Annotated in this window: 22 protein-coding genes; 17 read left to right on the plus strand and 5 right to left on the minus strand. The window is 61.8% G+C overall.

Annotated elements, in window-relative coordinates; genetic code table 11:
• Positions 1–157 precede the first annotated feature (157 nt).
• The gene (locus GWE18_RS24165; protein WP_275188198.1) at positions 158–376 is read right to left on the minus strand and encodes a hypothetical protein; all 219 of its coding nucleotides are present in this window, start codon (positions 374–376) and stop codon (positions 158–160) included.
• Between the two features lie 260 nt (positions 377–636).
• Here GWE18_RS24165 and GWE18_RS24170 point away from each other — a divergent pair, with 260 nt between their 5' ends.
• The gene (locus GWE18_RS24170; RefSeq protein ID WP_275188199.1) at positions 637–1,560 is read left to right on the plus strand and encodes a complex I NDUFA9 subunit family protein; all 924 of its coding nucleotides are present in this window, start codon (positions 637–639) and stop codon (positions 1,558–1,560) included.
• A 76-nt stretch (positions 1,561–1,636) separates the two neighbouring features.
• Here the strand turns inward: GWE18_RS24170 and GWE18_RS24175 are convergent, their stop codons facing one another.
• The gene (locus GWE18_RS24175; RefSeq protein ID WP_057851859.1) at positions 1,637–1,870 is read right to left on the minus strand and encodes a hypothetical protein; all 234 of its coding nucleotides are present in this window, start codon (positions 1,868–1,870) and stop codon (positions 1,637–1,639) included.
• A 963-nt stretch (positions 1,871–2,833) separates the two neighbouring features.
• Positions 2,834–3,388, minus strand: coding sequence for an NADH-quinone oxidoreductase subunit B (locus tag GWE18_RS24180; protein ID WP_275188279.1), 555 nt, complete (start codon positions 3,386–3,388; stop codon positions 2,834–2,836).
• Positions 3,389–3,611: 223 nt separating this feature from the next.
• On the opposite strand from GWE18_RS24180, the gene GWE18_RS24185 reads away from it, so the two are divergent.
• The 14 genes from GWE18_RS24185 (at position 3,612) to GWE18_RS24250 (ending at position 18,475) form a co-directional block, all read left to right on the plus strand.
• The gene (locus GWE18_RS24185) at positions 3,612–4,802 is read left to right on the plus strand and encodes an NADH-quinone oxidoreductase subunit D (RefSeq protein ID WP_275188200.1); all 1,191 of its coding nucleotides are present in this window, start codon (positions 3,612–3,614) and stop codon (positions 4,800–4,802) included.
• Between the two features lie 79 nt (positions 4,803–4,881).
• On the plus strand, positions 4,882–5,208 hold the full coding sequence (locus GWE18_RS24190; RefSeq protein WP_275188201.1) for an antibiotic biosynthesis monooxygenase family protein: 327 nt from the start codon (positions 4,882–4,884) through the stop codon (positions 5,206–5,208).
• Positions 5,209–5,996: 788 nt separating this feature from the next.
• Positions 5,997–6,194 carry a hypothetical protein gene (locus GWE18_RS24195; protein ID WP_275188202.1) on the plus strand — a complete coding sequence of 66 codons (198 nt, stop codon included), beginning with the start codon at positions 5,997–5,999 and terminating at the stop codon, positions 6,192–6,194.
• The gene (locus GWE18_RS24200) at positions 6,191–7,207 is read left to right on the plus strand and encodes a formamidase (protein ID WP_057851787.1); all 1,017 of its coding nucleotides are present in this window, start codon (positions 6,191–6,193) and stop codon (positions 7,205–7,207) included. The genes GWE18_RS24195 and GWE18_RS24200 overlap by 4 nt, the downstream gene beginning before the upstream one ends.
• Positions 7,208–7,580: 373 nt before the next feature.
• The gene (locus tag GWE18_RS24205; protein ID WP_275188203.1) at positions 7,581–8,690 is read left to right on the plus strand and encodes a BMP family ABC transporter substrate-binding protein; all 1,110 of its coding nucleotides are present in this window, start codon (positions 7,581–7,583) and stop codon (positions 8,688–8,690) included.
• Positions 8,687–9,796 carry an ABC transporter permease gene (locus tag GWE18_RS24210; protein ID WP_275188204.1) on the plus strand — a complete coding sequence of 370 codons (1,110 nt, stop codon included), beginning with the start codon at positions 8,687–8,689 and terminating at the stop codon, positions 9,794–9,796. Before GWE18_RS24205 ends, GWE18_RS24210 begins: the two co-directional genes overlap by 4 nt.
• A gap of 1 nt (position 9,797) precedes the next feature.
• Complete coding sequence (locus tag GWE18_RS24215; protein ID WP_275188205.1) at positions 9,798–10,724, plus strand: ABC transporter permease; 927 nt, start codon at positions 9,798–9,800, stop codon at positions 10,722–10,724.
• Between the two features lie 26 nt (positions 10,725–10,750).
• Positions 10,751–11,434, plus strand: coding sequence for an isochorismatase family cysteine hydrolase (locus GWE18_RS24220; protein WP_275188206.1), 684 nt, complete (start codon positions 10,751–10,753; stop codon positions 11,432–11,434).
• Positions 11,431–12,963 carry an ABC transporter ATP-binding protein gene (locus GWE18_RS24225; RefSeq protein ID WP_275188207.1) on the plus strand — a complete coding sequence of 511 codons (1,533 nt, stop codon included), beginning with the start codon at positions 11,431–11,433 and terminating at the stop codon, positions 12,961–12,963. Before GWE18_RS24220 ends, GWE18_RS24225 begins: the two co-directional genes overlap by 4 nt.
• Positions 12,963–13,460 (plus strand): nucleoside deaminase, encoded by a 498-nt coding sequence (locus tag GWE18_RS24230; RefSeq protein WP_275188208.1) that lies wholly within the window; start codon positions 12,963–12,965, stop codon positions 13,458–13,460. The genes GWE18_RS24225 and GWE18_RS24230 overlap by 1 nt, the downstream gene beginning before the upstream one ends.
• Positions 13,461–13,768: 308 nt before the next feature.
• Entirely contained in the window at positions 13,769–15,340 is a 1,572-nt protein-coding gene (locus GWE18_RS24235; RefSeq protein WP_275188209.1) for an ABC transporter ATP-binding protein, read from the plus strand.
• Positions 15,324–16,415 (plus strand): ABC transporter permease, encoded by a 1,092-nt coding sequence (locus GWE18_RS24240; protein WP_275188210.1) that lies wholly within the window; start codon positions 15,324–15,326, stop codon positions 16,413–16,415. The genes GWE18_RS24235 and GWE18_RS24240 overlap by 17 nt, the downstream gene beginning before the upstream one ends.
• The gene (locus GWE18_RS24245) at positions 16,402–17,319 is read left to right on the plus strand and encodes an ABC transporter permease (RefSeq protein ID WP_275188211.1); all 918 of its coding nucleotides are present in this window, start codon (positions 16,402–16,404) and stop codon (positions 17,317–17,319) included. The genes GWE18_RS24240 and GWE18_RS24245 overlap by 14 nt, the downstream gene beginning before the upstream one ends.
• A gap of 76 nt (positions 17,320–17,395) precedes the next feature.
• Positions 17,396–18,475: a BMP family ABC transporter substrate-binding protein gene (locus GWE18_RS24250; protein ID WP_057902250.1), complete on the plus strand. Its 1,080-nt coding sequence runs from the start codon at positions 17,396–17,398 to the stop codon at positions 18,473–18,475.
• A gap of 204 nt (positions 18,476–18,679) precedes the next feature.
• Here the strand turns inward: GWE18_RS24250 and GWE18_RS24255 are convergent, their stop codons facing one another.
• Positions 18,680–20,029: an 8-oxoguanine deaminase gene (locus tag GWE18_RS24255; RefSeq protein WP_275188212.1), complete on the minus strand. Its 1,350-nt coding sequence runs from the start codon at positions 20,027–20,029 to the stop codon at positions 18,680–18,682.
• 139 nt (positions 20,030–20,168) lie between these two features.
• On the opposite strand from GWE18_RS24255, the gene GWE18_RS24260 reads away from it, so the two are divergent.
• Positions 20,169–20,996 (plus strand): FAD binding domain-containing protein, encoded by an 828-nt coding sequence (locus tag GWE18_RS24260; protein WP_275188213.1) that lies wholly within the window; start codon positions 20,169–20,171, stop codon positions 20,994–20,996.
• A complete protein-coding gene (locus GWE18_RS24265; protein WP_275188214.1) occupies positions 20,993–23,719 on the plus strand; it encodes a molybdopterin cofactor-binding domain-containing protein in 2,727 nt (908 codons plus the stop codon). Before GWE18_RS24260 ends, GWE18_RS24265 begins: the two co-directional genes overlap by 4 nt.
• Before the next feature lie 103 nt (positions 23,720–23,822).
• Here GWE18_RS24265 and GWE18_RS24270 read toward each other — a convergent pair whose 3' ends face one another.
• Complete coding sequence (locus tag GWE18_RS24270; protein WP_275188215.1) at positions 23,823–25,112, minus strand: ABC transporter substrate-binding protein; 1,290 nt, start codon at positions 25,110–25,112, stop codon at positions 23,823–23,825.
• Positions 25,113–25,132: the final 20 nt, after the last annotated feature.

Raw genomic sequence — 25,132 nt, forward strand, 5'->3', positions numbered from 1 at the left:
GCCAATTTCTGCGAACCGCCGTTTAGGTTACGAGTTGTGATGCGCCGATCCTTTTTTCGCAGGAGACGTTCATTCGTCTCAGGGAGAATGCTCGATGTGCGACTATAGTCTTCACGCTGTCAGATCGCGGGCCGCCAAGGTGGGCGACCAACTAATCTCAACCCGATTTCCCGGGACCGAAACGCGAGGCTTCGCGGCGGTGGGCGAGCCGGAAGTGGCAGTCTGCATTCTCCCGGGCACCGAACTGGTTTTTGAGCGCGAAATCGAGACCGTCCATGCGTTCGCTCCTTTCCTGCCGAGCCTCCGGTTTGGCATGCAAGGCGAACGACTTGCTCGGTTTCGACGACTCGACCCCCGCCAACCGCACGTGCATCATGACGCACTCGAGCTTGCCAACGGCAGGGGCGTCCTTGTGACGAGGCTCAGAGAGGGTCAGCGCGCGACTGTCCTGCAGCTACCGGCGAACCCGCAGTTCGGCAAGGCGGACGAGGGTCATCATCACGAGGGTCATCATCAGCCGATAGATGAAACCTCATCTCCAGAGACTGCTCGTGCAACATGATAATCGCCAATAAGCGCATAGCGGGCGCGATATCGGGTTGGCGTCGCTAACAACCGTCGTGGTCGGTGGAGAATGTGAACGGTCGCAGCCAGACAGGTAAACTTGCCGTCGTGTTTGGCGGGACCGGCTTTCTCGGCCGGCGGGCAGTCCGGCATCTACGCAGCCACGAGTTTTCCGTTCGCGTTGCGTCGAGACATCCCGATCGAGGCCGGGATCTGTTTGGGTCCGACGATTCCCGGATCGAATCGATCGAGGTGAATATTCACAACGAGCCATCAATCGCCAGAGCTGTAGCCGGCGCTTATGGCGTGGTGAATGCAGTTAGTCTTTATGTCGAGCGTGGACGGGAGACGTTTCATTCCGTACATGTCGAGGCTGCTCACCATATAGCGGCGCAGGCGCAACAAGCTGGAGTCGAGCGGCTCGTACACATTTCTGGAATCGGCTCCGATGCGACCTCGTCGTCACCCTACATTCGCAAACGCGGCGAGGGCGAGTCGGCAGTCCGGGCAGCGTTTGCCGGCGCGATCATTGTTCGTCCGGCCGTAATGTTCGGCCCGGATGACACGTTTATTACGACCATAATCACGCTCCTCCGGCGCTTCCCCGTTTACCCAATGTTCGGGCAAGGACTGACGAGATTGCAGCCGGCTTACGTGGACGACGTGGGAGAAGCGATTGCGCTGATATTGCAAGGGTCTGAAACGGACGCCACGTTCGAGTGCGGTGGCCCGCGCGTTTACGCTTATAAGGAGCTCGTCAGCACCCTCGCGCGCGAAGCCGGAGTTAAACCCATTCTTCTTCCCGTTCCCTTCGCCGCGTGGCATGCATTGTCGCGGATTTTGGCAATATTGCCGAGCCCGCCAATTACTCGTCATCAAGTAGCGCTTATGCAAGTCGACAATATGCAATCCCCGGAAATGCCGGGGTTTGAACAGCTTGGAATTTCACCGCGCGCGGTCGAGGAAATCATCCGGACTATGCTGAGAGGCCACTAAGCTGAGAGGCTATCAAGGGCGAGCGCGCCCGCCTCAAGATAGATGGCCAAGGACCAGATAGCATCAATTGCCCGGGCTAGATTCGGTCGCGTAGACCCTTAACGCCTTCGCCTTGGGCGCAGTGCTCGCAACAATAAAATGTGCCCCCCTTCTCCAGGCCATGCCCGACGATGCGGATACCGCAATGATCGCAAGTTGGTGCGAGCGCATGAATGGCGCACTCAAAGCTATCAAAGGTGTGCGCCTTGCCGCTCATCGTGACCTGAAACGCCTTGTCGTAGTCGTTGCCGCAGGTTTCACATGTAGCCATGATGTCCACCTTCGCCGATATGTCGCAGATGTATATTGAAGTCTGCAAATGGCATCCGGTTCCAACAGCAGGGACCGCCAAACTTCGGTCAGCCGGCGCGAGAGATAGCAGGCAATTCCAAAACGCGGTGCGCGCCTCCACTAGTTCGAAGCAACGTGGGACAGTAGCACGAGCCGATACTGGCCGCATGCGTCGCCCATTTCAGCGTATCGGGTGGTTATATCTTGGAGCGCGTCTCCATTTCTGTGATCGATTTGGTTGATATGGGTCAATCGCCGGGAAAACGTGTGTCAACGGGCTGCCCTGCGCCGGTAGGCTGATCGGCGAATCGTGAGCCACTTGTAAAGGCGGCTGACACAGCAATAAGCCGGCACCGGCCGCCGTGATTGAAGCCAAGAACTGAATATCCGGCCGTTGTGCGGGATCGTGCGCGACTGCTGCTGCTTCATATTGAAGTCTTGCATGGCAAGCGCAGCTCGGGAGGGCATTGAAACGCCCGCAGGCATCATGACGCATACAGGCAGCATCTAAAGCATCAACAGGCCGAGTTCCTGGTCGGCTACCCGGGCCACAGTAATTCCCATGAAATAACAACCCGCCCTGATCGATGTGATGGCCGTCGCTGGCAACCGATTGCCTGACATGAAATTCCTCAGATCGCGCATCCGCCACTGCGGTCAGAACAACACAGGCGCAAAGGCTGAAAACCACGCACGAGCGTCGCAGCCGGAAATACATGGCAAAAGGCCTTTTCATGCTCGAGCCACCCAAAATTGTGGCCGGCTGGAAAATCCACTGAAAGCATAATGTTCAGGACGCGCCCCGGTTCCAGATGCAGTAGCGTTAGAGCGACCGCTGCGCTGGCTTCCGGCGCGCCGGCGAGCGGCGGGGCCGCCCATGTTGGTCTTTCCCGCCGGTCGAGCCGCGGCGGCTTTGGGCTAATCCGGATGCCCGAGCGCTGGTTTATCGCTCGATCGTGCCTATACGGCGAATCTTCTTCTGCAGGAGCATGACTCCGTAGAGCAGCGCCTCGGCGGTAGGGGGACAGCCCGGCACGTAGATGTCGACGGGAACGATGCGATCGCATCCGCGCACCACCGAATACGAGTAGTGATAATAGCCGCCGCCGTTGGCGCAGGATCCCATCGAAATGACATAGCGCGGCTCCGGCATCTGGTCGTAAACCTTGCGCAGGGCCGGCGCCATTTTGTTGCACAATGTTCCGGCGACAATCATCACGTCAGACTGGCGCGGTGACGCACGCGGTGCAAAGCCGAAACGCTCGGCGTCGTAGCGCGGCATCGACATCTGCATCATTTCGATCGCACAGCAAGCGAGACCGAAGGTCATCCACATCAGCGAGCCGGTGCGGGCCCAGGTAATCAAGTTCTCTGCGCTCGTGGTCAGAAAGCCTCTGTCGGCCAGGTCGTGATTCACCTCGCGAAAGAAGCGGTCATCGAGACCAATACCCCGCTCTATACCCGGATGGATCGTTCCGATTGACGCAGGCATGTTCATTCGATGTCCCTGTTTGGTTCGTGCATCAATTATCGCCCTGCCAGCCTGCGACGAAGCCGGCATGCAGCACCCATCGGCAGATGCCATTTCTGCACACCAAGCCAATCAATGCAGAGGGCAAACGTTCCCAGCCGTGCGGCACAAACGCCCCGTCGATCGGCGCGTTCGCGGAACGGATGCAGGGCTGGGGCGTTTCGGTTCCAGCGCAGCGAAGGAAATCTTCATGGCCGAGGCTGCTCTCCGCAATTTCACGATCAATTTCGGGCCGCAGCACCCGGCGGCACACGGTGTGTTGCGCCTGGTCCTGGAGCTTGACGGCGAGGTGGTCCAGCGCGTCGATCCCCACATCGGCCTACTCCATCGCGGCACTGAGAAGCTTATCGAGCACAAAACCTATCTGCAGGCGCTGCCATATTTCGACCGGCTCGACTATGTCGCGCCGATGAATCAGGAACACGCGTTCTGCCTGGCGACCGAAAAGCTGCTCGGCATCACCGTCCCCCGACGGGGCCAGCTCATCCGGGTGCTCTATTGCGAAATCGGAAGGCTACTCTCCCATTTGCTCAACATTACCACCCAGGCGATGGACGTTGGCGCCCTGACACCGCCGCTTTGGGGTTTTGAAGAGCGCGAAAAACTCATGGTATTCTATGAGCGAGCCTCAGGCGCTCGGATGCATGCCAACTATTTTCGCGTCGGCGGAGTACATCAGGATCTGCCTTCCGGGCTGCTCGACGATATCCTGGCGTTCTGCGATCCGTTCCTGAAGGTTTGCGACGATCTTGAAGGTCTGCTGACCAACAATCGCATCTTCAAGCAGCGCAATGTCGACATTGGCGTGATCAAGCTCGCCGATGCCTGGGCCTGGGGATTTTCGGGCGTCATGGTGCGCGGCTCCGGCGCGGCATGGGACCTGCGCAAGGCACAGCCCTACGAGTGCTACCCCGAGTTTGATTTCGATATTCCCGTTGGCAAGCACGGCGACTGTTACGATCGCTATCTCGTGCGCATGGAGGAGATGCGCCAGTCGGTCCGCATCATGAAGCAGTGCATCGAAAAGCTTCAGGCGCCTCAAGGACAGGGGCCGGTCGCGACGCAAGACAACAAGATCGTTCCGCCGCGGCGCGGCGAAATGAAGCGTTCGATGGAGGCGATCATCGAACACTTCAAGCTCTATACCGAGGGGCATCGCGTTCCGGCCGGCGAGGTCTATGCGGCCGTCGAAGCGCCCAAAGGCGAGTTCGGTGTCTATCTTGTCTCCGATGGGACCAATCAGCCCTACAAGTGCAAGATCCGCGCGCCCTCCTTTGCGCATCTCTCGGCGATGGACTTTATGACGCGCGGCCACATGCTGGCCGACGTTTCCGCCATCATCGGATCGCTCGATATCGTGTTCGGCGAGATTGATCGATGAGTCCGGATCTGAGGCTACCGAATTGCAGGGATCGCTGCGTTGCATGGCAGAAAACCCCAACCGAGAAAGGAGAGACGTCATGCCAACTATTCAGACCAACAATCCGACGATCACGCAAATTACGGTCGTTGAGTCCGAGCCGGAAAAGCAATCCGAGGCTTTGTCATTGATGGCAGAGCGCGCGCGCTTCATGGCGCGCCAGCCGGGCTTTGTCTCAATCAGCCTGCATCGCAGCCTCGATGGACGCCGCATTGTCAACTACGTGCAATGGCAAAACCGCGAGCTCCTGCAGCAGGCTCACCAATCGCCCGATTTTCGTAAGGCCTGGGGGAAATTCGACGATTTGACCGACCAAATTGATCCACACCTTTACGAAGTTGCCGAGGTCTTGGACGGTGCTCGCTGAGCATCTCGTGACGCGCCAACTCGAAGGCGAGAAATAGTGCGCGCAAGATCGCGCCGCCGGCTCTGCCGGGATCGGCCAGAGTTGCTCGATGCTCTTCCGATCAGCACCTGCGGCAAGTTAGGCCATGGCGCGGCCGCCCCGCAGACAGCATTCGGGGCACCTTTTGTGAGGTACGACGTTACTGTTGAGGGCTTTTGGAGGAACAGTCATGCCAGAGCGACGAACAGTGGAGAAGGCCCGGAAGGACAAGCGCGCGGGCAAATCAGCCACCACTCAGGCTGGTGAATTTGTGCACGAGGAGATCCGCAAGGTTCGCCGCGGCGAACATGGGGTGAGATCGCCGCAGCAGGCCGTTGCCATTGGCCTGTCCAAAGCGAGGCGCGCAGGCGTTGCTCTTCGCCCGCCACGGAAAGGCAAGGCCAAGGCGAGCACCCGCAAAAGCGCCGAATACGCCTATGAGGCAGGCCAGGGCAAGCGAAAGCCCCGACGACGGCCGCGCGTCTCGCGCGCCGTGTCACGGGTCCTTAAGGGTGAACCACGCAGCACGACGTCGCGCGCTGCGCTTTCAAAGCAAACGCAGCGTGCCGCCTCGCGCCGCACCGCCTCTGCTCGCTCCGCCGCAGCCAAGAAAGCCGTAAAGACAAAAGGCGCCTCTGGCCGCTCTGCCGCCGCCAAGAAAGCGGCGCGAACCAGAGCGCGCCGCCGACGATAGCGCGAACTGGTCGATAGTTGCTCCGGACCTAATTCTGTCCGGGAACCTCGTCCGACGCACCAATCTCGGGGAGGATTTGCTGGAACTCTTCATCGCCATCGCCGCGCGCTCGATCGTTTTCCGGCGCAATTGTAGCGTGTGCGCTTTGGCTCCGCGGCTGGGGGCCTGCCAGTTCGCCATTCGCCTGAAAAATAATCTGTTGCCGTTCACCGAAATCGGCTTTGTTTCGCTTTGTGCTTCATGCAGGCAATCAAACAAGGAAACCAGGACATGAACGGACTTGGCGGCCTCAACAAATCGCCTGATGGCGTCGTCATCGGGCTCGTTCAATTGCAATTGCCTGTTGTGGTCACCAAGACGGACCTAGCGCGACAGACCGAACGCATCGTGTACATGATTGGCAAGGCGCGGCGCAATCTGGGCACCATGGATCTGGTGGTGTTTCCTGAGTATTCCCTGCACGGCCTGTCGATGGACACCAATCCGGAAATCATGTGCCGTCTCGACGGCCCCGAGGTGGCGGCGTTCCGGAAGGGTTGCGTCGACAACAAGATCTGGGGCTGCTTCTCCATCATGGAGTTTAATCCCGACGGCAACCCTTACAATTCGGGGCTTATCATCGACGATCACGGGGAGATCAAGCTGTACTATCGAAAACTCCATCCGTGGATTCCGGTTGAGCCATGGGAGCCCGGCGATATCGGCATCCCCGTGATCGAGGGACCGAAGGGTGCGAAGATTGCGCTGATCATCTGTCACGACGGCATGTTCCCGGAGATGGCGCGTGAGTGCGCGTACAAGGGTGCGGAGATAATGATCCGCACAGCCGGATACACCGCGCCTATACGCGAAAGCTGGCGCTTCACCAATCAGGCCAATGCTTTCCAGAATCTGATGGTCACGGCCAATGTCTGCATGTGCGGATCGGATGGCTCATTCGATTCCATGGGCGAAGGCATGATCGTAAATTTCGACGGTAGCATCATTGCCCACGGCACGACAGGACGTGCCGACGAGATCATCACCGCCGAGGTCCGTCCTGATCTCGTGCGCGAAGCACGGATTCACTGGGGCGTCGAAAACAACATCTATCAACTCTGGCACCGCGGATACGTTGCAGTGAAGGGCGGCGCGATGGATTGTCCCTATACCTTCATGCAGGACATGGTGGCCGGCACATTCCGCTTGCCGTGGGAAGACCAGGTCAAGGTGACCGACGGCACATCGTGTGGCTTTCCAATGCCCACTCGGCTGTTCGGGCCAAAGAACGCCAAGGCAGCCGAGTGATTCTGCATTCCGCCTGAGCCCGCTCGCACCAATGAAGGATCCCGGCACCGGCGTTCAAACGATCAGACCGGCATCGTCTCCGAGCCAAGTTGCGGGCGATCCAGCCGCCGATTTCCTTCAAGCCAAGGCTTAAGAATTGCTTAACTCTCTTGCATACAACAAGAGAATGTCGATTATTTATTGGGCAGTCGCTGCGTTGCACAAGTTTTCGACGAATACCTGAATTTAAAATACCCGATATAATTCAATATTTTATGTCCGCATGATTACGAGAAATGCTCTGGCACGAAGATTGCGACATGGAGCTGTGAGCTTCGCCGTATCGGCGCGGCTGCGAATTCAGCGGCGGCATGCCCCGCCAGAGGAGCGACCCATGGATTTTGCAAAGATTTCTCGGCGGCATCTCCTGCGGGGAAGCGCCGCACTGACGCTCGGATCAGTCCTCGGCGTACGTTCCGCCGCAGCGGCCGACACCACTATCGGCTTCATCTATGTCGGTTCTCGTGACGACTATGGCTACAACCAGGCTCATGCCCAGGGGGCCGCGGCCCTGAAGAAAATGCGCGGCCTCAAGGTCGTTGAGGAAGAGAAAGTGCCGGAAACCGACGCCGTCGAAAAGACGATCGAGTCGATGGTCAATCTCGATGGCGCGTCGCTGCTGTTCCCGACATCGTTCGGTTACTACAACCCGCACGTGATCAAGATGGCGAACAAGTTTCCAAAACTGCGCTTCGAACATTGCGGCGGGCTGTGGAGCGACAAAGACCCTAAAAACGCCGGCAGCTATTTTGGCTATATCGACGAAGCCCAGTACGTCTCGGGCATTGTCGCCGGCTATTCGACCAAGAGCGGCAAACTCGGCTTCGTCGCCGCAAAACCGATCCCGCAGGTACTTCGCAATATCAATGCTTTCACGCTAGGCGCCAGGCTCGCCAACCCGAAGGCGACCACGCAGGTGATCTTCACCGGCGACTGGTCGATGCCGGTCAAGGAAGCCGAAGCCACCAACAGCCTGATTGACCAGGGCGTCGATGTTCTTACCTGCCATGTCGACGGCCCGAAGACGATGGTCGAGAATGCGGCGCGCCGCGGCGCGATGGTCTGCGGCTATCACGTCAACCAGTCGCCGCTGGCGCCGAAGGCCTACCTCACCGGCGCGGAGTGGAACTGGGAGGCGCTGTATCCGAAGTTCGTCAAGATGATCGCCTCCGGCGAAGCGATTCCGAATTTCTATCGCGGCGGCCTGAAGGAAGAGATCGTGAAGTGCTCGCCCTATGGCGAGGCGGTCTCGGCGCAAGCACGCAAACACGCCGACGACATCAAGGCCAAGCTGATGGCGGGCGACTACACCATCTTCAAGGGCCCGATCATGGACAACAAGGGCAAGACCGTGATCACCGCCGGCACCGATCGCGGGCAGAAGGATCCGGAACTTGAGAAGATGGACTATCTGGTCGAAGGCGTGATCGGAGCGACTTCGTGACAACTGAGGCTGCGGATCCGGTCGAGGCGGTCGCAGTCTCTCCTGCCGCCGGCCCCGGCTTTCTCCAACGCTACGGCACCACCATCGAATACATTCTGATCCCGGGCGCGGCGCTGGTCGGCGCGCTCGCCGTATTCGGCATATTCGTGGCCCTCTTCGGCAAGAACCCGCTCGATCTGTATTTCTACATGTATCAGGGCGCGTTCGGCACCTGGTTCTCGTGGCAGAACACGTTGACACGCGCAGCACCTTTGATCCTGACGGCGCTGTGTACGGCCCTGCCCGCGCAGCTTGGCATGGTCATCATCGGCGGCGAAGGCGCGCTGCTGATCGGCGCCTTGTCCGCGACCTCGATCGCTCTGGCCATACCGTGGGCACCGCCGCTGGTGGTACAGATTACGATGGTTTGCGCCGGCGTCGTGGGCGGCGGGCTCTGGATCACGCTTGCGGGCGCGCTCCGGCAATACCGCGGTGTCAACGAGACGATCTCGAGCCTGCTTCTGGTCTATATCGGACTCGCGATCCTCAATCATCTGGTCGAGGGCGTGATGCGCGATCCCTCCAGTCTCAATAAGCCGTCGACCCGCGAGATCGGCGCCGCCAATATGATCGGCAGCATTCCCGGCACGGACGTGCATTGGGGGCTGGTGTTCGGCGTAGTGGCGGCCTTTGCGTCCTATGTCCTGATCTATCACACCGTGTTCGGCTTCGCTGCGCGCGTGGCCGGCGGCAACATTCGCGCGGCAAAGATCGTCGGACTCGGGGTCGGCAAATTGATCCTGACGATCTGTTTTCTCGCGGGCGGCGCGGCCGGCCTTGCCGGCATGATCGAGGTCGCCGCGGTGCAAGGCCGCACCAACGCCAATCTCGCGGCCGGCTATGGTTTTACCGGCATCCTCGTCGCCTTCCTGGCGCGGCAGAATCCGCTGGCCATCATTCCCGTAGCGATCCTGCTCGGCGGCATCAGCGCCAGCGGCGGCCTGCTGCAGCGCCGGCTCGGATTGCCCGACGCATCTGTCCTGGTGCTGCAGGGCATCATCTTTGTGTTCGTGCTCGCCAGCGATGCGCTGTACGGACGCATCGCCTTCCTGAAAGGAAAATCCTGACATGGCGGATGGAACGATCGGACTCTGGACTGTCCCGCTCGCTGTGTTCGGCGGCGCCATCCGCGTCTCGACGCCGTTCCTGTTCGTCAGCCTGGGCGAATGCATCACCGAGCGCTCAGGGCGCATCAATCTCGGCCTCGAAGGTACGCTGATCATGGGCGCGATGAGCGCCTATGGCATCTCCTATCTCTCGGGTTCGCCCTGGCTTGGCGTGCTGGCGGCCGGCATCACAGGCGCGCTGCTCGGCGCGCTCCATGCCGGCATTTGCTCGCTGCCGCGGGTGAACGACATTGCCGTCGGTATCGCGCTGATGCTTTTCGGCACCGGGCTTGCGTTCTATCTCGGCAAACCGTTGATCGAGCCGACCGCGGCGCGCCTGCCGGCGATTGATTTCGGCTGGTGGAGCGACGTTCCCCAGGTGCGGGCGGCGCTCCGGATCAATGTGCTGTTCCTGATCGGGGTGGCAATCGCGCCGATTTTGTTTTGGGCGTTTCGAACCACGCGCTGGGGCCTGTTGATCCGCACCGCCGGTGAAAGCTCGGATGCCGCGCGCGCGATGGGTTATTCCGTGCTGTGGATTCGGCTGCGCGCCACCATGGCCGGCGGCTTTCTCGCCGGCATCGGCGGTTCGTTTCTGTCCTTGTTCTATCCCGGCAGCTGGAACGAGGGTCTTTCCAGCGGACAGGGCATCACCGCGGTGGCGCTGGTGATCTTCGCGCGCTGGAACCCGATGCTGTGCCTGTGGGCGTCGCTCGCCTTTGGCGGAGCCGCGGCACTGGGACCGGCGCTGCAATCGGTCGGCGTCACCTCCGGCTATCATCTGTTCAATGCCGCGCCCTATATCCTGACGCTGGCGATCATGATCATCACCTGTTCGCCGAAGCGCACACTGACCGGCGCGCCGGCCGAATTATCGATCACCCGATGATATCTGCGTATGAGCGAGAACGAGCCATGGCCGAGCGCTACATCAAATCCGAACCCTATGCGTGGCCCTATAATGGCGATCTGCGCCAGGAGAATACCGCACTGATCATTATCGACATGCAGACCGACTTTTGCGGCGTCGGCGGCTATGTCGACAAGATGGGCTATGACCTCTCGCTGACACGGGCCCCGATCGAACCGATCAAGCGGCTGCTGGCGGTAATGCGCGGGCAAGGTTTTCACATCATCCATACCCGCGAAGGACATCGGCCTGATCTCACCGACCTGCCAGCCAACAAGCAGTGGCGCTCTCGGCAGATCGGCGCTGGGATCGGCGACCCTGGCCCGTGCGGCCGCGTGCTGGTTCGGGGCGAGCCTGGTTGGGAGATCATTCCCGACCTGGCGCCGCTGCCGGGCGAGCCCGTCATCGACAAGCCCGGCAAGGGATCGTTCTGCGCCACCGATCTGGAGCTGATGCTACGGCTGCGCGGCATCCAGAACATCGTGCTGACCGGGATCACCACCGACGTCTGCGTTCACACCACCATGCGAGAGGCGAACGATCGCGGCTTCGAATGCGTGCTGATCGAGGATTGCTGCGCCGCCACCGACAAGAGCAACCACGACCACGCGCTGAAGATGATCAAGATGCAGGGCGGCGTGTTCGGCGCGGTCGCGACCTCGACGGTGTTGATCGGGGCGCTGTCATGATCATCGGCGAAACACCGCTGCCCAGCGGCGCGCTCGGGGTAGACGTTGTCGCCATGACCATGCGGTTCGGCGGCTTTACCGCGCTCGACAGCGTCGAACTCAAGGTGCGGCCGGGCTCGTTCCATGCGTTGCTCGGCGAGAACGGCGCCGGCAAGAGCACGCTGGTGAAATGCATCATGGGCTATTACCGCGCGACCCAAGGCGGCGTGCTGGTCGGCGGCCGCGAACAGGCGATCGCCAATCCGAAGGAAGCACATGCGCTCGGGCTCGGCATGGTCTACCAGCACTTCACGCTGGTGCCCGCAATGACGGTCGCCGAAAACCTGGTGTTGGCGCGCGACGACGTGCCGGCCGTAGTGGATTGGACAAAGGAGAAGAAGCAGCTCGCGGCGTTCCTGTCGCGGATGCCATTCAAGGTGCCGCTGGATGCCAAAGTCTCCGACATTTCAGCCGGCGAGCGGCAGAAATGCGAGATCCTCAAACAGCTCTACCTGAAGCGGCGCTTTCTCATTCTCGACGAGCCGACCTCCGTACTGACGCCGGGCGAGGCCGACGAGGTGCTGGGCATGCTGCGCGCCATGGTCGTGGCGGGCGACCTCACCATCCTGATGATCACGCACAAATTCCGTGAGGTGATGGCGTTTGCCGACGATGTGACAATCCTGCGCCGAGGCAAACTGGCCGGCCGCGGCCGCGTCGCGGATCTCACGCCTGACGATATGGCCCGCACCATGATCGGAGCGGAGCAGTTGACGGTCCAGCCGCCACGGGTTGGCGAGGTCGGCGAACCGAGGCTTGAGCTGACCAAGCTCACCGCGCTCGACGACGCCGGTGCCATCGCCGTCCACGGCGTGTCGCTCGCCGTGCGCGGAGGCGAAATCGTCGGGATCGCCGGCGTCTCCGGCAACGGCCAACGGCAACTGGTCGAAGTACTGGCCGGCCAACGCGAAGCCGAAAGCGGCGAGATCCACATCCGCGGCGACCTCTATTCGGCGAGCCGCGAGGAGATGCGCCGGCACAAGATGTCGCTGCTCCCCGAGGAGCCGCTGAAGAACGCCTGCGTCGGCGGTATGAGCGTCGCCGACAACATCGCGTTCCGCGAATTCGATCGGGCGCCCTTCGCCAGCGGCGGCTGGTGGCTCAACCGGTCGGCGTTCCGGAAAGATGCCGAGCGCAAGATCGGGCTCTACAAGATCAAGACCCGCACGCCGGACACCCCGATTTCGGCGCTGTCAGGCGGCAACGTGCAGCGCGCGGTGCTCGCGCGAGAACTCGGCGGCGAAGTCGAGGTGCTGATCGCCGCCAATCCTTGCTTCGGGCTCGATTTCGCAGCTGTCGCGCAGATCCACGCCGAGATCATGGCTGCGCGCAACCGTGGCGCCGCGGTATTGCTGGTCAGCGAGGATCTCGACGAACTACTCGAATTGTCCGATCGCCTCGTCGTGATGTTTCACGGGCAGCTCGTTCATGAAGCGCGCGCCAGCGAGGCCAACCTCACCGAGATCGGCCGGCACATGGCAGGGCACTGATGGCTAACGTTCCAGTCGACCAGCCGGCGCGCGACACGCATTTCCTGCGCCGCTCGTTCGATGTCGCCCGCCGCGCCACAGCCCACGGCAACCATCCCTTTGGCGCTGTTCTCGTCGACCGGGACGGCAATTTGCTGCTCGAAGCCGAGAACGGCTACATGCCCTCCCATGACGGCACTGCGCATGCCGAGCGGCTGCTCGCGACGCAGGCCTGCACCGCGCTCGATCCGAGCACTCTGCGCAGCGCAACGCTCTACTCGTCCGCCGAGCCCTGTGCGATGTGCGCAGGCGCGATCTACTGGGCCGGCATCGGCCGCCTGGTCTATGGCCTGAGCGAACATCGACTGCGGGATCTCACCGGCAACCATCCGGAAAATCCGACCCTCAACCTGCCCTGCCGCGATGTGTTCGCCAGCGGGCAACGCGCGACCGAGGTGGTTGGCCCGCTGCTTGAGGACGAGGCCGCGGCGGTTCACGCCGGGGTCTGGAACAAGTAGCCTTCGGCCGTCGCTCCGACAGCTCGCGCACGGCGGCAACAAAAGCTGCTCGATTTCACGTCGGGGCTGACTAGGCAATTTCGAATTGGTCTGAACCGTTACAAATCTGCAACATCGGCCAGGCGCTTTCGCCCGATCTGGACAACGCGCTGCGATCCGAAATGCTTCATAAATCCAGGCAATCAAGCAGCAGGAAGGCGCTTTGCTTGCTAAAGAGTTGAGCAAGGGCTGGCGCTTTTTCTCCACTTACGCGCGCGCCAAAACTAGCCCAATATTGAGGCACCATTCCCTGGGACGCGTGATCACGAATGCTGGATTCGACGCCTGCCGAGTTGGACACCGGTGCCGCGCCGCTGCTCCGGACGGTTGGCCTGACCAAGCGCTATGGCAGCTTCCTCGCCAATGAGGCGATCGATATCGATGTCTGGCCGATGCAGATACACGCGCTGCTCGGCGAAAACGGCGCGGGAAAATCGACGCTCGTCAAAGCCATTTACGGATTGATCCAGCCGAGCGAAGGCGAAATGCGCTGGCAGGGCGAGAAGATGGTTCTCTCCGGACCGTCGGAAGCACGCAGCCGCGGCATCGGCATGGTGTTCCAGCACTTCTCGCTGTTCGACAATCTTACGGTGGCGGAAAACGTTGCGCTCGGGCTCGACGGCAAGGAATCCTTCAAGGACATGTCCGCGCGCCTTGAGCAAGTATCCCGTGTTTACGGGCTTCCGCTCGATCCCAAACGCGAGGTCTGGCAACTATCCGTCGGCGAACGCCAGCGCATCGAGATCGTGCGCGCGCTGATGCAAAATCCGAAGTTCCTGATCCTCGATGAACCGACCGCGGTGCTAACGCCGCAGGAGGCTGACCAACTCTTCGTCGTGCTCAATCGCCTCAAGGCCGAGGGCCGCGCGATCCTCTACATCAGCCATAAGCTGGAAGAGGTGAAGCGGCTCTGCGACACCGCCACCATCCTGCGCGGCGGCAGGAAGGTCTCGACCTGCAACCCCAAAGCGGAGACCGCGGCTTCGCTCGCACGGATGATGGTCGGCGGCGAGATCAAGGAAGTGAGGGCGCCCGCCAACCGGAGAACCACAATACCTCGGCTTGTCGTCAACGACCTCAGCCTCGAGCCGGACGATCCGCACAGTGTTCGGCTTCGGAACATCTCCTTCGAGCTCAAGGGTGGCGAAATCCTGGGCATCGCCGGTGTCGCCGGCAACGGTCAGGACGAGCTTTTTGCCGCTTTGTCGGGAGAGCGGCTGGCACAGGATCCCAGCACAATTGTCATAGATGGGCATGCCGCAGGGCATCTTTCGATCACGCAGCGGCGCAAACTTGGGGCGGCCTTCGTTCCCGAGGAGCGGCTTGGTCATGGCACTGTGCCGCGCATGAAGCTTTCGGAGAACGCGCTGCTGACCGGCCACGCCGCGAGCGGCATGGTTCTGCACGGCTTCGTCAATACCGCCGCGACGCTGAAGACTGTCGACCGCGCCACCGAAACCTTCGACGTGCGCAAGGCCAAGCGCGATCCGGAAGCCGCCAGCCTCTCCGGCGGCAATCTGCAGAAATTCATTGTCGGCCGCGAGATCCTGCGCAACCCGATGGTGCTCGTCGTGAGCCAGCCGACCTGGGGCGTCGACGCGGGCGCCGCCGCCGTGATCCGGCAGGCCCTGCTGGATCTCGCCGCCGCCGGCGCCGCGCTGCTGGTGACAAGCCAGGACCTCGATGAACTCGCTGAAATCACCGACCGCATCGCCGTGATGTTCCATGGCCATCTGTCGGAGCCGTTGCCGACCGCCGACGCGAGCCGCGAGAAACTGGGCCTGCTGATGGGGGGAAGCACTCTGGGGCAGAAGGAAGCGGCGCATGCAGTTGGTGCTTGAAAAGCGCGCCGAGCGATCGAATACGATCGCGCTGATTTCGCCGCTGATTGCCATCGGCCTGACGCTCGTGACCATGAGCATCCTGTTTGCTATCCTCGGCAAAAACCCGATTTCCGCGCTCGGCGTCTACTTCATCGATCCCCTGACCGACAGCTATTCGCTGCAGGAGATCGCAGTGAAGGCAACGCCGCTGGTGATGATCGCGATCGGCCTCTCGCTCTGCTATCTCGCCAACGCCTGGAACATCGGCGCCGAAGGACAATTCCTGGTCGGTGCCGTCGCCGGAAGCTGGCTTGCGGTGAAGACGCAGGGCACCGACGCCGGCCCGTGGGTATTGCCGGCGATGATGCTGCTGGCTGCGATCGGCGGCGCGCTGTACGCCCTGATACCGGCGATCTGCAAGGTCAGGTTCGGCGCCAGCGAAATCCTCACCAGCCTGATGCTGGTCTATGTCGCCGACCTCCTACTCGACTACCTCGTGCGCGGTCCGTGGCGCGACCCGAAAGGCTTCAACTTCCCGACCACAGCCGAGTTCGATCCGGTCGCCGCCGTGCCGGTGCTGATCGAGGGCGGCCGGCTGCATCTTGGCGGCGTCATTGCGCTTGTCGTGGTCGCGGCGGTCGCGGTGCTGCTCGGCAAGACCATCAAGGGGTTTGAAATCCGCGTCGTCGGCGCCGCCCCGCGCGCCGCACGCTTCGGTGGTTTCAACTCCAACCAGTTAATCCTGCTGACCTTCGCGATTTCGGGCGCGCTCGCAGGCCTCGCCGGGATCATCGAGGTCGCAGGCCCGGTCGGACATCTGCAGCCCGGGATCTCGCCCGGCTACGGTTTCACCGCGATCATCGTCGCGTTCCTGGGGCGGCTGAACCCGGTTGGAATATTAATTGCAGGACTTTTCCTGGCGCTCACCTTCATCGGCGGCGAGCAGGCGCAGATCGCAATGAAAATTCCGTTGGACGTCACCAAGGTCTTCCAGGGCATTCTGCTGTTCTACGTACTCGCCTGCGATTCCCTTATCCTCTATCGGTTCAAGCTCATTTTCGCATCGCCAAAGGTGTCCAGTGGGGCTCATTGAGGCCATCATCCTTGCGGTGCTGGCGGCTTCCACGCCGCTGCTACTGGCTGCGACCGGCGAACTCGTGACCGAACGCTCCGGCGTGCTTAACCTCGGAGTCGAAGGCATGATGATCGTCGGCGCGGCCTGCGGCTTCGGCGGCGCCTGGCTCTCCGGCTCGGTTATAATCGGCGCGCTGTGCGGCATCGCCGCCGGCGTGCTGATGTCGCTGATCTTCGCGCTGATGACGCTGGGACTCGCGGTCAACCAGGTAGCCACCGGCCTCGCGCTGACCATTCTCGGAATCGGCCTTTCCGGCCTGATCGGCTCCCGCTTCGTCGGCGAAAAGATTTCGCTGGCGCCGCATCTTTATATTCCCGGCCTCACCGATATCCCGCTGATCGGACGTATTTTGTTCGGCGAGGACGCCTTCGTATACCTCTCGCTGGCACTGGTCGCCGGCGTCTGGTTCTTCCTTTACAAGACGCGGGCGGGCCTGATCCTGCGGGCCGCAGGCGACAATCACGCTTCCGCGCACGCGCTCGGTTATTCCGTGCTCAGGATCCGGATGTTCGCGGTGATGTTCGGAGGCGCTTGCGCAGGCCTCGCCGGCGCCTATCTGCCGCTCGCCTACACACCGTTCTTCATTCCCGGCATGACGGCCGGACGCGGATGGATCGCGCTGGCACTGGTCGTGTTCGCGTCATGGCTGCCAGGACGCCTCGTGATCGGCGCCTATCTGTTCGGCGCGGTGACGATCCTGCAGCTTCATGCGCAGGGCTGGGGCGTCGGCATTCCATCGCAACTCATGTCTGCACTGCCCTATCTCGCGACCGTCATTGTCCTTGTCCTGATTTCACGTGCACGAACCGGTGGATCGACCGCGCCTGCGGCGCTCGGGACCGTCTTCGTGCCCGACCGGTAGACGTGCCCGAAGCGCGCGCGACGGGGCGCCGCGCATCGGGAGAGACCGCCCACCCGTCAGTAAAACGGAGAGTTCCATGAAAAAGATTCTCATCGCGGCGACTGCAGCGATGCTCGTTACCGGAGCAGGCCTGTTCGGCGCTTCCGCCGCCGACAAACTCAAGGTCGGATTCATCTATATCGGACCGGTCGGCGATCTCGGCTGGACCTACCAGCACGACCTTGGACGCCTCGCGATGCTCAAGGAATTAGGCGACAAGGTCGAAACCACATTTCTGGAGAATGTCAGCGAGGGCCCGGACTCCGAACGCTCGATCGAGCAACTGGCACGCGCCGGTAACAAGCTGATCTTCACCACGTCGTTCGGCTACATGGAGCCGACGCTGAAGGTCGCCAAGAAATATCCGAACGTGCATTTCGAGCACGCCACCGGCTACAAGCGCGACAAGAACATGTCGACCTATTCGGGGCGGTTCTATGAGGGCCGCTACATCCAGGGCATCATCGCCGCCAAGATGTCGAAGTCAGGCGTGCTCGGCTACATCGCCTCGTTCCCGATTCCCGAGGTGATCTCCGGCATCAACGCCACCATGCTCGGTGCACAGACGATCAACCCCAACATCAAGGTCAAAATCATCTGGGCCAACACCTGGTTCGATCCCGGCAAGGAGGCCGACGCCGCCAAGGCGCTGATCGACCAGGGCGCCGACATCATCATGCAGCACACCGATAGCCCTGCCGCGATGCAGGTCGCCGCCGAGCGCGGCAAGCTGGCGTTCGGCCAGGATTCCGAAATGATCAAGTTCGGACCGAAGGCGCAGCTCACCTCGACCATGAACAATTGGGGCCCCTATTATATCGAGCGCGTCAAGGCCGAGCTGAACGGCACCTGGAAGTCGGAGGATTTCTGGGGCGGCCTGAAGAGCAAGATCGTCGTTATGGCGCCCTACACCAACATGCCCGACGACGTGAAGAAGCTCGCGATGGAGACCGAAGCCGCGATCACCGAAGGCAAGCTGCAGCCGTTCAAGTGCCCGATCGTCGGCCAGGACGGCAAGGAAGTCGAATGCAAGGGCGGTACCCATCTCGATGATGGCCAGGTGCTCGGCATGAATTTTTACGTCAAGGGCATCGACGAGAAGATTCCCGGGAAGTAAGGGGCGGGAGAGCTTCACCTCTCCCCGCTCTTTGCGGGGAGAGGTCGGATCGCCCTTGCGATCCGGGTGAGGGGCGAGGTACATGCTCGCAATTTTAGCGCTTTTCAGAAGACAGCATCGCAAGACAATTCACATCGAACTTGGGGAGAGAGCCCCTCACCCCAGCCCTCTCCCCGCAAGTGCGGGGCGAGGGAGTAGACCAACTCATCCCTCGCGCATCGCGCGCGCGGCGGCGCTGTGACGGCGGATCAGGTCGGGTAAATCGAGATCGGGGATCGCGCCGTCCTTCACCACCCAGTTGCCGCCAACCATCACCCGATCGGCGCGATGCGCACCGCATAGCACCAGTGCGGCCAAGGGGTCGCCGTGGCCGGAGAAACGCAGTTCGTCGAGCTTGAACAGTGCGAGGTCGGCGGCCTTCCCGACCGCGATTTCGCCGAGCTCGGGCCGTCCGATGCAGGCCGCCGATCCCTTGGTGGCCCAGCGCAGCGCGTCCTTGTGGCTGACACGGCCGACACCGTAGCGCGCCCGTTGCAGCAGGAAAGCAGCGCGGACTTCCTGCATCAGGTTGGATTCATCATTCGACGCCGAGCCATCGACGCCGAGCCCGATCGAAACCCCCACCTCCTCCATCTCGCAGACCGGGCAGCAACCCGACGCCAGGATCTGGTTGCTGCATGCGCAATGGCTGATGGCGATCCCGGCCTTGCCGAGCCGCTTCATCTCATCTGGTTCGAAGAAGATGCCGTGCGCCAGCCAGGCTCGTGCATTGAGCCAACCGCATTGCTCGAGATAATCCAGCGGGCGACAGCCATGCATCTGCTCGCAGAACTTGTTCTCGTCTTCGGTCTCGGCCAGATGCGTATGCAGGCGGACGTCGAGCTTGTCAGCAAGTGTGGCGGTCGCGCGCATCAGTGAGGTCGTCACTGAAAACGGCGAGCACGGCGCCAGCGCGATCTGCGTCATCGCATCCTCGCCGCGCTGGTGATATTTTGTCACCACGCGTTCGCTGTCGGCCAAAATCGTATCCTCGTCCTGCACCACGCTGTCGGGCGGCAGCCCGCCGTTCTTCTGCGAGCGGTTCATCGAGCCGCGCGTCAGCAGCACGCGGATACCGAGCCGCTGCGCGGCGGCGACCTCGATGTCGAGGGCGTCCTCGAGCCCGGCCGGAAACACATAATGGTGATCGGTCGTGGTCGTACAGCCTGACAGTAGCAATTCCGACATCGCTACGGTGACACCCAGGTGGAGAAATTCCGGCGTCAGCCGCGCCCAGACCGGATAGAGTGCCTGTAACCATGGGAACAGCTCGCGGTCCAGCGCCGCCGGAAATGCCCGCGTCAGCGTCTGGTAGAAATGATGGTGTGTATTGATCAACCCCGGCAGCACGACATGGGCACCGGCGTCATAGGCGACGGCGTTTGCCGTCACCGGCTCCCGGCCCCGCGGCACCAGTTCGACGATCTTGCCGCCGCGGACCACGAGGCCGCGCTCAGCGCCGTCAGCGAGAATGGAAAGGGGATCCCTGATCCAGATCGCCTGCGTTTGGTCCATGATCCCACCTGATTTGCGAAAGCGCGGTTGCGTAGGGCATCCTCTTGCAAGGACCGTCCCAACCCGAATCGCAATTTGGCGCTGGACTTGCAAGACTTCATAATCGGAGATGCATCTACCTGAAAGCGTTGGCGTATCCATGGACCTGAACACCGTTGCTGCGGTTGCCCGTCCCACGACGCGGGATCAATTGCCCGTTTGGACGCCAGGCGATGCTTGGCTCGCGGGCGGGACCTGGCTGTTCTCGGAACCGCAGGCCCATCTGAAGCGGCTGATCGATCTTACCGACCTGAAATGGCCGGCGCTGACCATCAGTGAGACCGGGTTATCAATCGCGGCGACCTGCACGGTGGCGCAGCTCGATGCGCTGGCCTGTCCGCCGGAATGGATCGCCTCCCCGCTGATCAGTCAGTGCTGCCGCGCATTTCTCGCCTCTTTCAAGATCTGGAAGACGGCCACCGTTGGTGGCAACATCTGCATGTCGCTGCCGGCGGGGCCGATGATCTCTCTCACCTCGGCGCTCGACGGTGTCTGCACGATCTGGCAGGCCGATGGTGGTGAGCGGAACATTCCCGTCGCCGATTTCGTCACCGGCGATCAGCGTAACGTGCTCGCGCCGGGCGACCTATTGCGGCAAGTCGAGATCCCGCTCGCTGCCCTGAGGCGGCGTTCGGCGTTCCGCCAGATTTCGCTGACCCCTGTCGGCCGCTCGGCGGCGCTGCTGATCGGTAGCGTGACCAGCGACGGCGGATTGGCGCTGACGATTACGGCATCGACCAAGAGGCCTGTTCGATTGTCCTTTGCGGGAATCCCAGACAGCAAAGAATTGCGCAAAACGATTTTGCAGCGCATTGCCGACGACCTCTGTCACGGCGACGTTCACGGCAAGCCAATATGGCGCAAGCATATGACGCTGCGGCTCGCGGAGGAAATCCGCGTCGAATTGCAGGGCACGGCATACGCATGACTTTCCAGATCAACGGCAGGGAATTTTCCAAGGTGCCGCGACCCGGCCAATGTCTGCGCACGTTCCTGCGCGAACTCGGCCATTTCGGCGTCAAGAAGGGTTGCGACGCCGGCGACTGCGGCGCCTGCACCGTGCTGATCGACGGCGAGCCGGTGCATAGTTGCCTGATCCCGGCCTTCCGTGCTGACGGTCACGCCGTGACGACCATCGAAGGCTTTGCGCCCGATGGCGGCATCCATCCGATGCAACAGGCCTTTCTGGATGCGCAGGGGTTTCAATGCGGCTTCTGCACATCAGGCATGATCCTGACCTGCGCGTCGCTTAACCAGGCGCAGCGGCAGGACCTCGGCGCCGCGCTGAAGGGCAATATCTGTCGTTGCACCGGCTATCGTGCGATCGAGGATGCGCTGAACGGCAAGAGCAACATCGAAGACGCCGCCGCAGGCACCGCATTCGGCCGCAGCCTCCCTGCCCCCGCCGGACCACAGGTAGTGCGCGGCGCAGCGCGCTATACGTTCGATGTCGCGCCGGAAGGTATGCTGCACATCAAGATGCTGCGCTCGCCGCATCCGCACGCAAAAATCATCTCGATCGACAAGCGTGCGTCGCTCCGCGTCCCCGGCGTACACACGATATTGACGTTTGAAGACGCGCCCGATCGCCTGTTCTCGACCGCGCGGCACGAGTGGGACTGGATGGACGCGGACGACACCCGTGTGCTCGACGATGTCGTCCGCTTTATCGGGCAGAAGGTCGCTGCCGTGGTCGCCGAGACCGAAGCTGCCGCGGAAGACGGCTGCCGGCAACTCGACGTCGCATACGAAATCCTGCCGGCCGTGGTCGATCCCACAGCCGCCATCGCGCCGGGCGCCCCTGCGATTCATGGCGACAAGACGCTGGCAAACCGCGTCGCTAACGCAGGCCGCAATGTCGTGGCGGAAACCCACGGCGAATTTGGCGATGTCGCAAGCGCACTGGCACAGGCCGCCGCTATCTATGAAGGTACTTTCACGACCCAGCGGGTCCAGCATGCGGCGCTGGAAACCCATGGCGGCATTGCCTGGGTCGATGCCGATGGAATTCTCAATGTCCGCTCCAGCACGCAGGTGCCATTCCTCATTCGGCGTACGCTGGCCGACCTGTTCCATCTCCCGCCGGACAAGGTGCGGGTATTCTGTGAGCGCGTCGGCGGCGGATTCGGCGGCAAGCAGGAAATGTTCGTCGAGGACATCCTTGCGCTCGCAGCGCTCAAGACCGGCCGCCCGGTCAAATTCGAACTGACGCGGGAAGAACAATTCGTCGCAACCTCGACGCGGCATCCGATGCAGATCACCGTCAATGCAGGCGCCGACAAGGACGGCAAGCTCACGGCGCTGCAGCTCGACGTCCTCTCGAATACCGGGGCCTACGGCAACCACGCCGGCCCGGTGCTGCTTCATTCGGTCGGCGAATGCATCGGCGTCTATAACTGTCCGAACAAGAAGGTCGACGGCATCGCCGTCTATACCAATACCGTGCCCGCCGGGGCGTTTCGCGGCTACGGCCTGCCGCAGACCCTGATTGCCGTCGAAGCCGCGATCGATGAACTGGCGAAGCAGCTCGGCATCAGTCCGTTCGAGATGCGCCGCCGCAATGTCGTCAAACCCGGTGATCCCATGCTGTCGCCGCCAGAATCCGAATATCACGACGTGCTCTATGGCAGCTATGGCCTCGATCAATGCCTCGATCTGGTCGAGCGCGCGATGGCCGCCGAAGCGCCGATGCCTTCGCTCCCAGCGGACTGGTTGACCGGGGACGGCATCGCGCTGACCATGATCGACACCGTGCCGCCGGCAGGCCATTTCGCCGATTGCAGCATTTCATTGCGCGAGGATGGCGGCTTCGACCTCACTGTCGGCACCGCCGAATTCGGCAATGGCACCAGCACCGTGCATCGCCAGATCGCCGCCTCTGCGCTAGCGACGACCGTCGATCGCATCCGTCTTTTGCAATCCGACACCGCGCATGGCGGCCACGACACCGGCGCCTATGGCAGCGCCGGGACCTTCGTCGCCGGGCGTGCGACGCAGGCCGCGGCCGAGGCGCTGGCCGGCCAACTGAAGCAATTCGCGGCGTCATTGTTGGGCGAAAACCCGGACGCTTGCACCCTCGACAACCATGCCGCGGTCTGTGCCGGACGCCGCACCTCTTTTGCTTTGCTCGCCGCGTCTGCGCACTCGCTCGGCAAGGTTCTCAGCGCCAGCGGCAATTCGACGGGCACACCGCGCTCCGTCGCCTTCAATGTACAGGGCTTTCGCGTCGCCGTGAACAAATACACCGGTGAACTCAAGATCCTGAAAAGCGTGCAGGCCGCCGATGCCGGCCGTGTCGCCAATCCGATGCAGTGCCGTGGCCAGGTCGAGGGCGGGGTCGCTCAATCGCTGGGCGCGGCGCTCTATGAGGAAATGGTGATCGACGATAACGGCCGGGTCATTAATCCCAAATTCCGCGACTATCATCTGCCATCCTTTGCCGACATTCCCCGCACGGAGGTGTTCTTTGCCGACACGTCGGACGCGCTGGGGCCGATGGGCGCCAAATCGATGAGCGAAAGCCCGTACAACCCGGTCGCCGCTGCGCTTGGCAACGCTATTGCTAACGCCACCGGCATCCGCTTTACGGCGACCCCGTTCAAGCCGGACCGGCTATGGCCGCTGTTGCATGAGAAGTTTGGGTCTGGATGAACCGGCGCCCGCTATACGTAGCTACCGAGCCCGCCAAGCGAGGTGACCGACGGCGCAAGCGGGACTGTCTGATTGAGTCCCGCCCCGTTCGTTCGATCGCTGGCTAGCCGCCGCACTTGGGCAGAAGATTGGACACATCTCCAACCAGCTCAGGCATGACCTGCTCCGCCGTACGCTTGCCCGTCACCAGGCTTTCTATACGGTGCTTGATCACCTCAATAATTTTCAGCGAATTATCACCTGGAAAAGATGCCCATTCCGTCAGCAGCGGCAGTTGCTGGATACTGGTCAGGTGATTGGGGCTCTTTGCGTAGAAAGCGCCGAGCAGGTCAGGCGTCTTCACAGCGATCTCGTTGCCGGGCATATAGCCGGTGGAATTGACCATCGCGGTCTGGCCGACCGGGCCGGTGGTGAACTTTACATATTTCCAGGCGGCCTTCTGACGTTCGGCGTCCTTTGCAAAAACCATAGCGACGTTTCCGCCTGCGGGAAGGCGCCCGTCGGCTGCGGCAAGCGGGAAGGCGACGGTTTTGAACGGGAACCGGCCGCCGATCTGCCGCTCGGCCGCGGCCACATAGGATGTGGAATCCGCCAGTATCGCGATGTTGCCGGCGACGAATGATTGCCGGGCCTGGCCGAGCCCGAGATTCGGCATGCCCGATTTGCCGAAAGCTTCGAGCGTCTTCAGCGCCCACATGCCGTTTGCGTCGTCGAAGGCGATGCTGCACCCGTCGGCTTTGAGAATACGGCCGCCCTTGCTCGTCACCAGCGACTGGAACAACCAGTTTCCGGTTTGCTCCCACTGATAATAGAAGCCGGTCACCGCGGTGCCCGCTTTCGCCTCGATGGTCTTGCCCAGAGCCAGGAGCTCCGGCCAGGTCTTTGGAAGCGCCGACACATCGGCGCCAGCCTTTGCGACCAGATCAGCATTCACGTAGAGCACAGGCGTCGAGGTGGCGAACGGCAGGCCGTAGAGCTTGCCTTTGTATTTTCCAAGTTCCGCAAGCGTCGGGTAATAGCCAAGTTCGGCAAGCCCACCATCTGCCGCTGCGAATCCGTCCAGCGGGGCGCCTAATCCCCGATCCACGAACAGGCCAATCTGGTTGATTCCGTTGAAAGCCACATCCGGCAGGCGACCGGTGATCTGGTCACGCAGGATCTGCTGCGCGGCCTCCTCGTAGCTCGCCACGGGATTGCGGAACTTCACCTTGATGTCGGGGTGCGCCTCGGTGAAACGCCTGGCCAATTCCTGATGCAGCGCATTGAAGGTACCGGGTGTGGTGTAGAGCACGTCGAGCGTGACCTCCGCCCGTGCAGAGGTCGCGCCGATTGCCCCGAGGGCAACGGCTCCGGCGAGCACCGGCCCTAGCCGGGTTACGATTTGATCAAGCATGGACGGTCTCCATTTTTGGA

This window comes from Bradyrhizobium sp. CSA112, assembly GCF_029051645.1.
Taxonomy (GTDB): Bacteria; Pseudomonadota; Alphaproteobacteria; order Rhizobiales; family Xanthobacteraceae; genus Bradyrhizobium.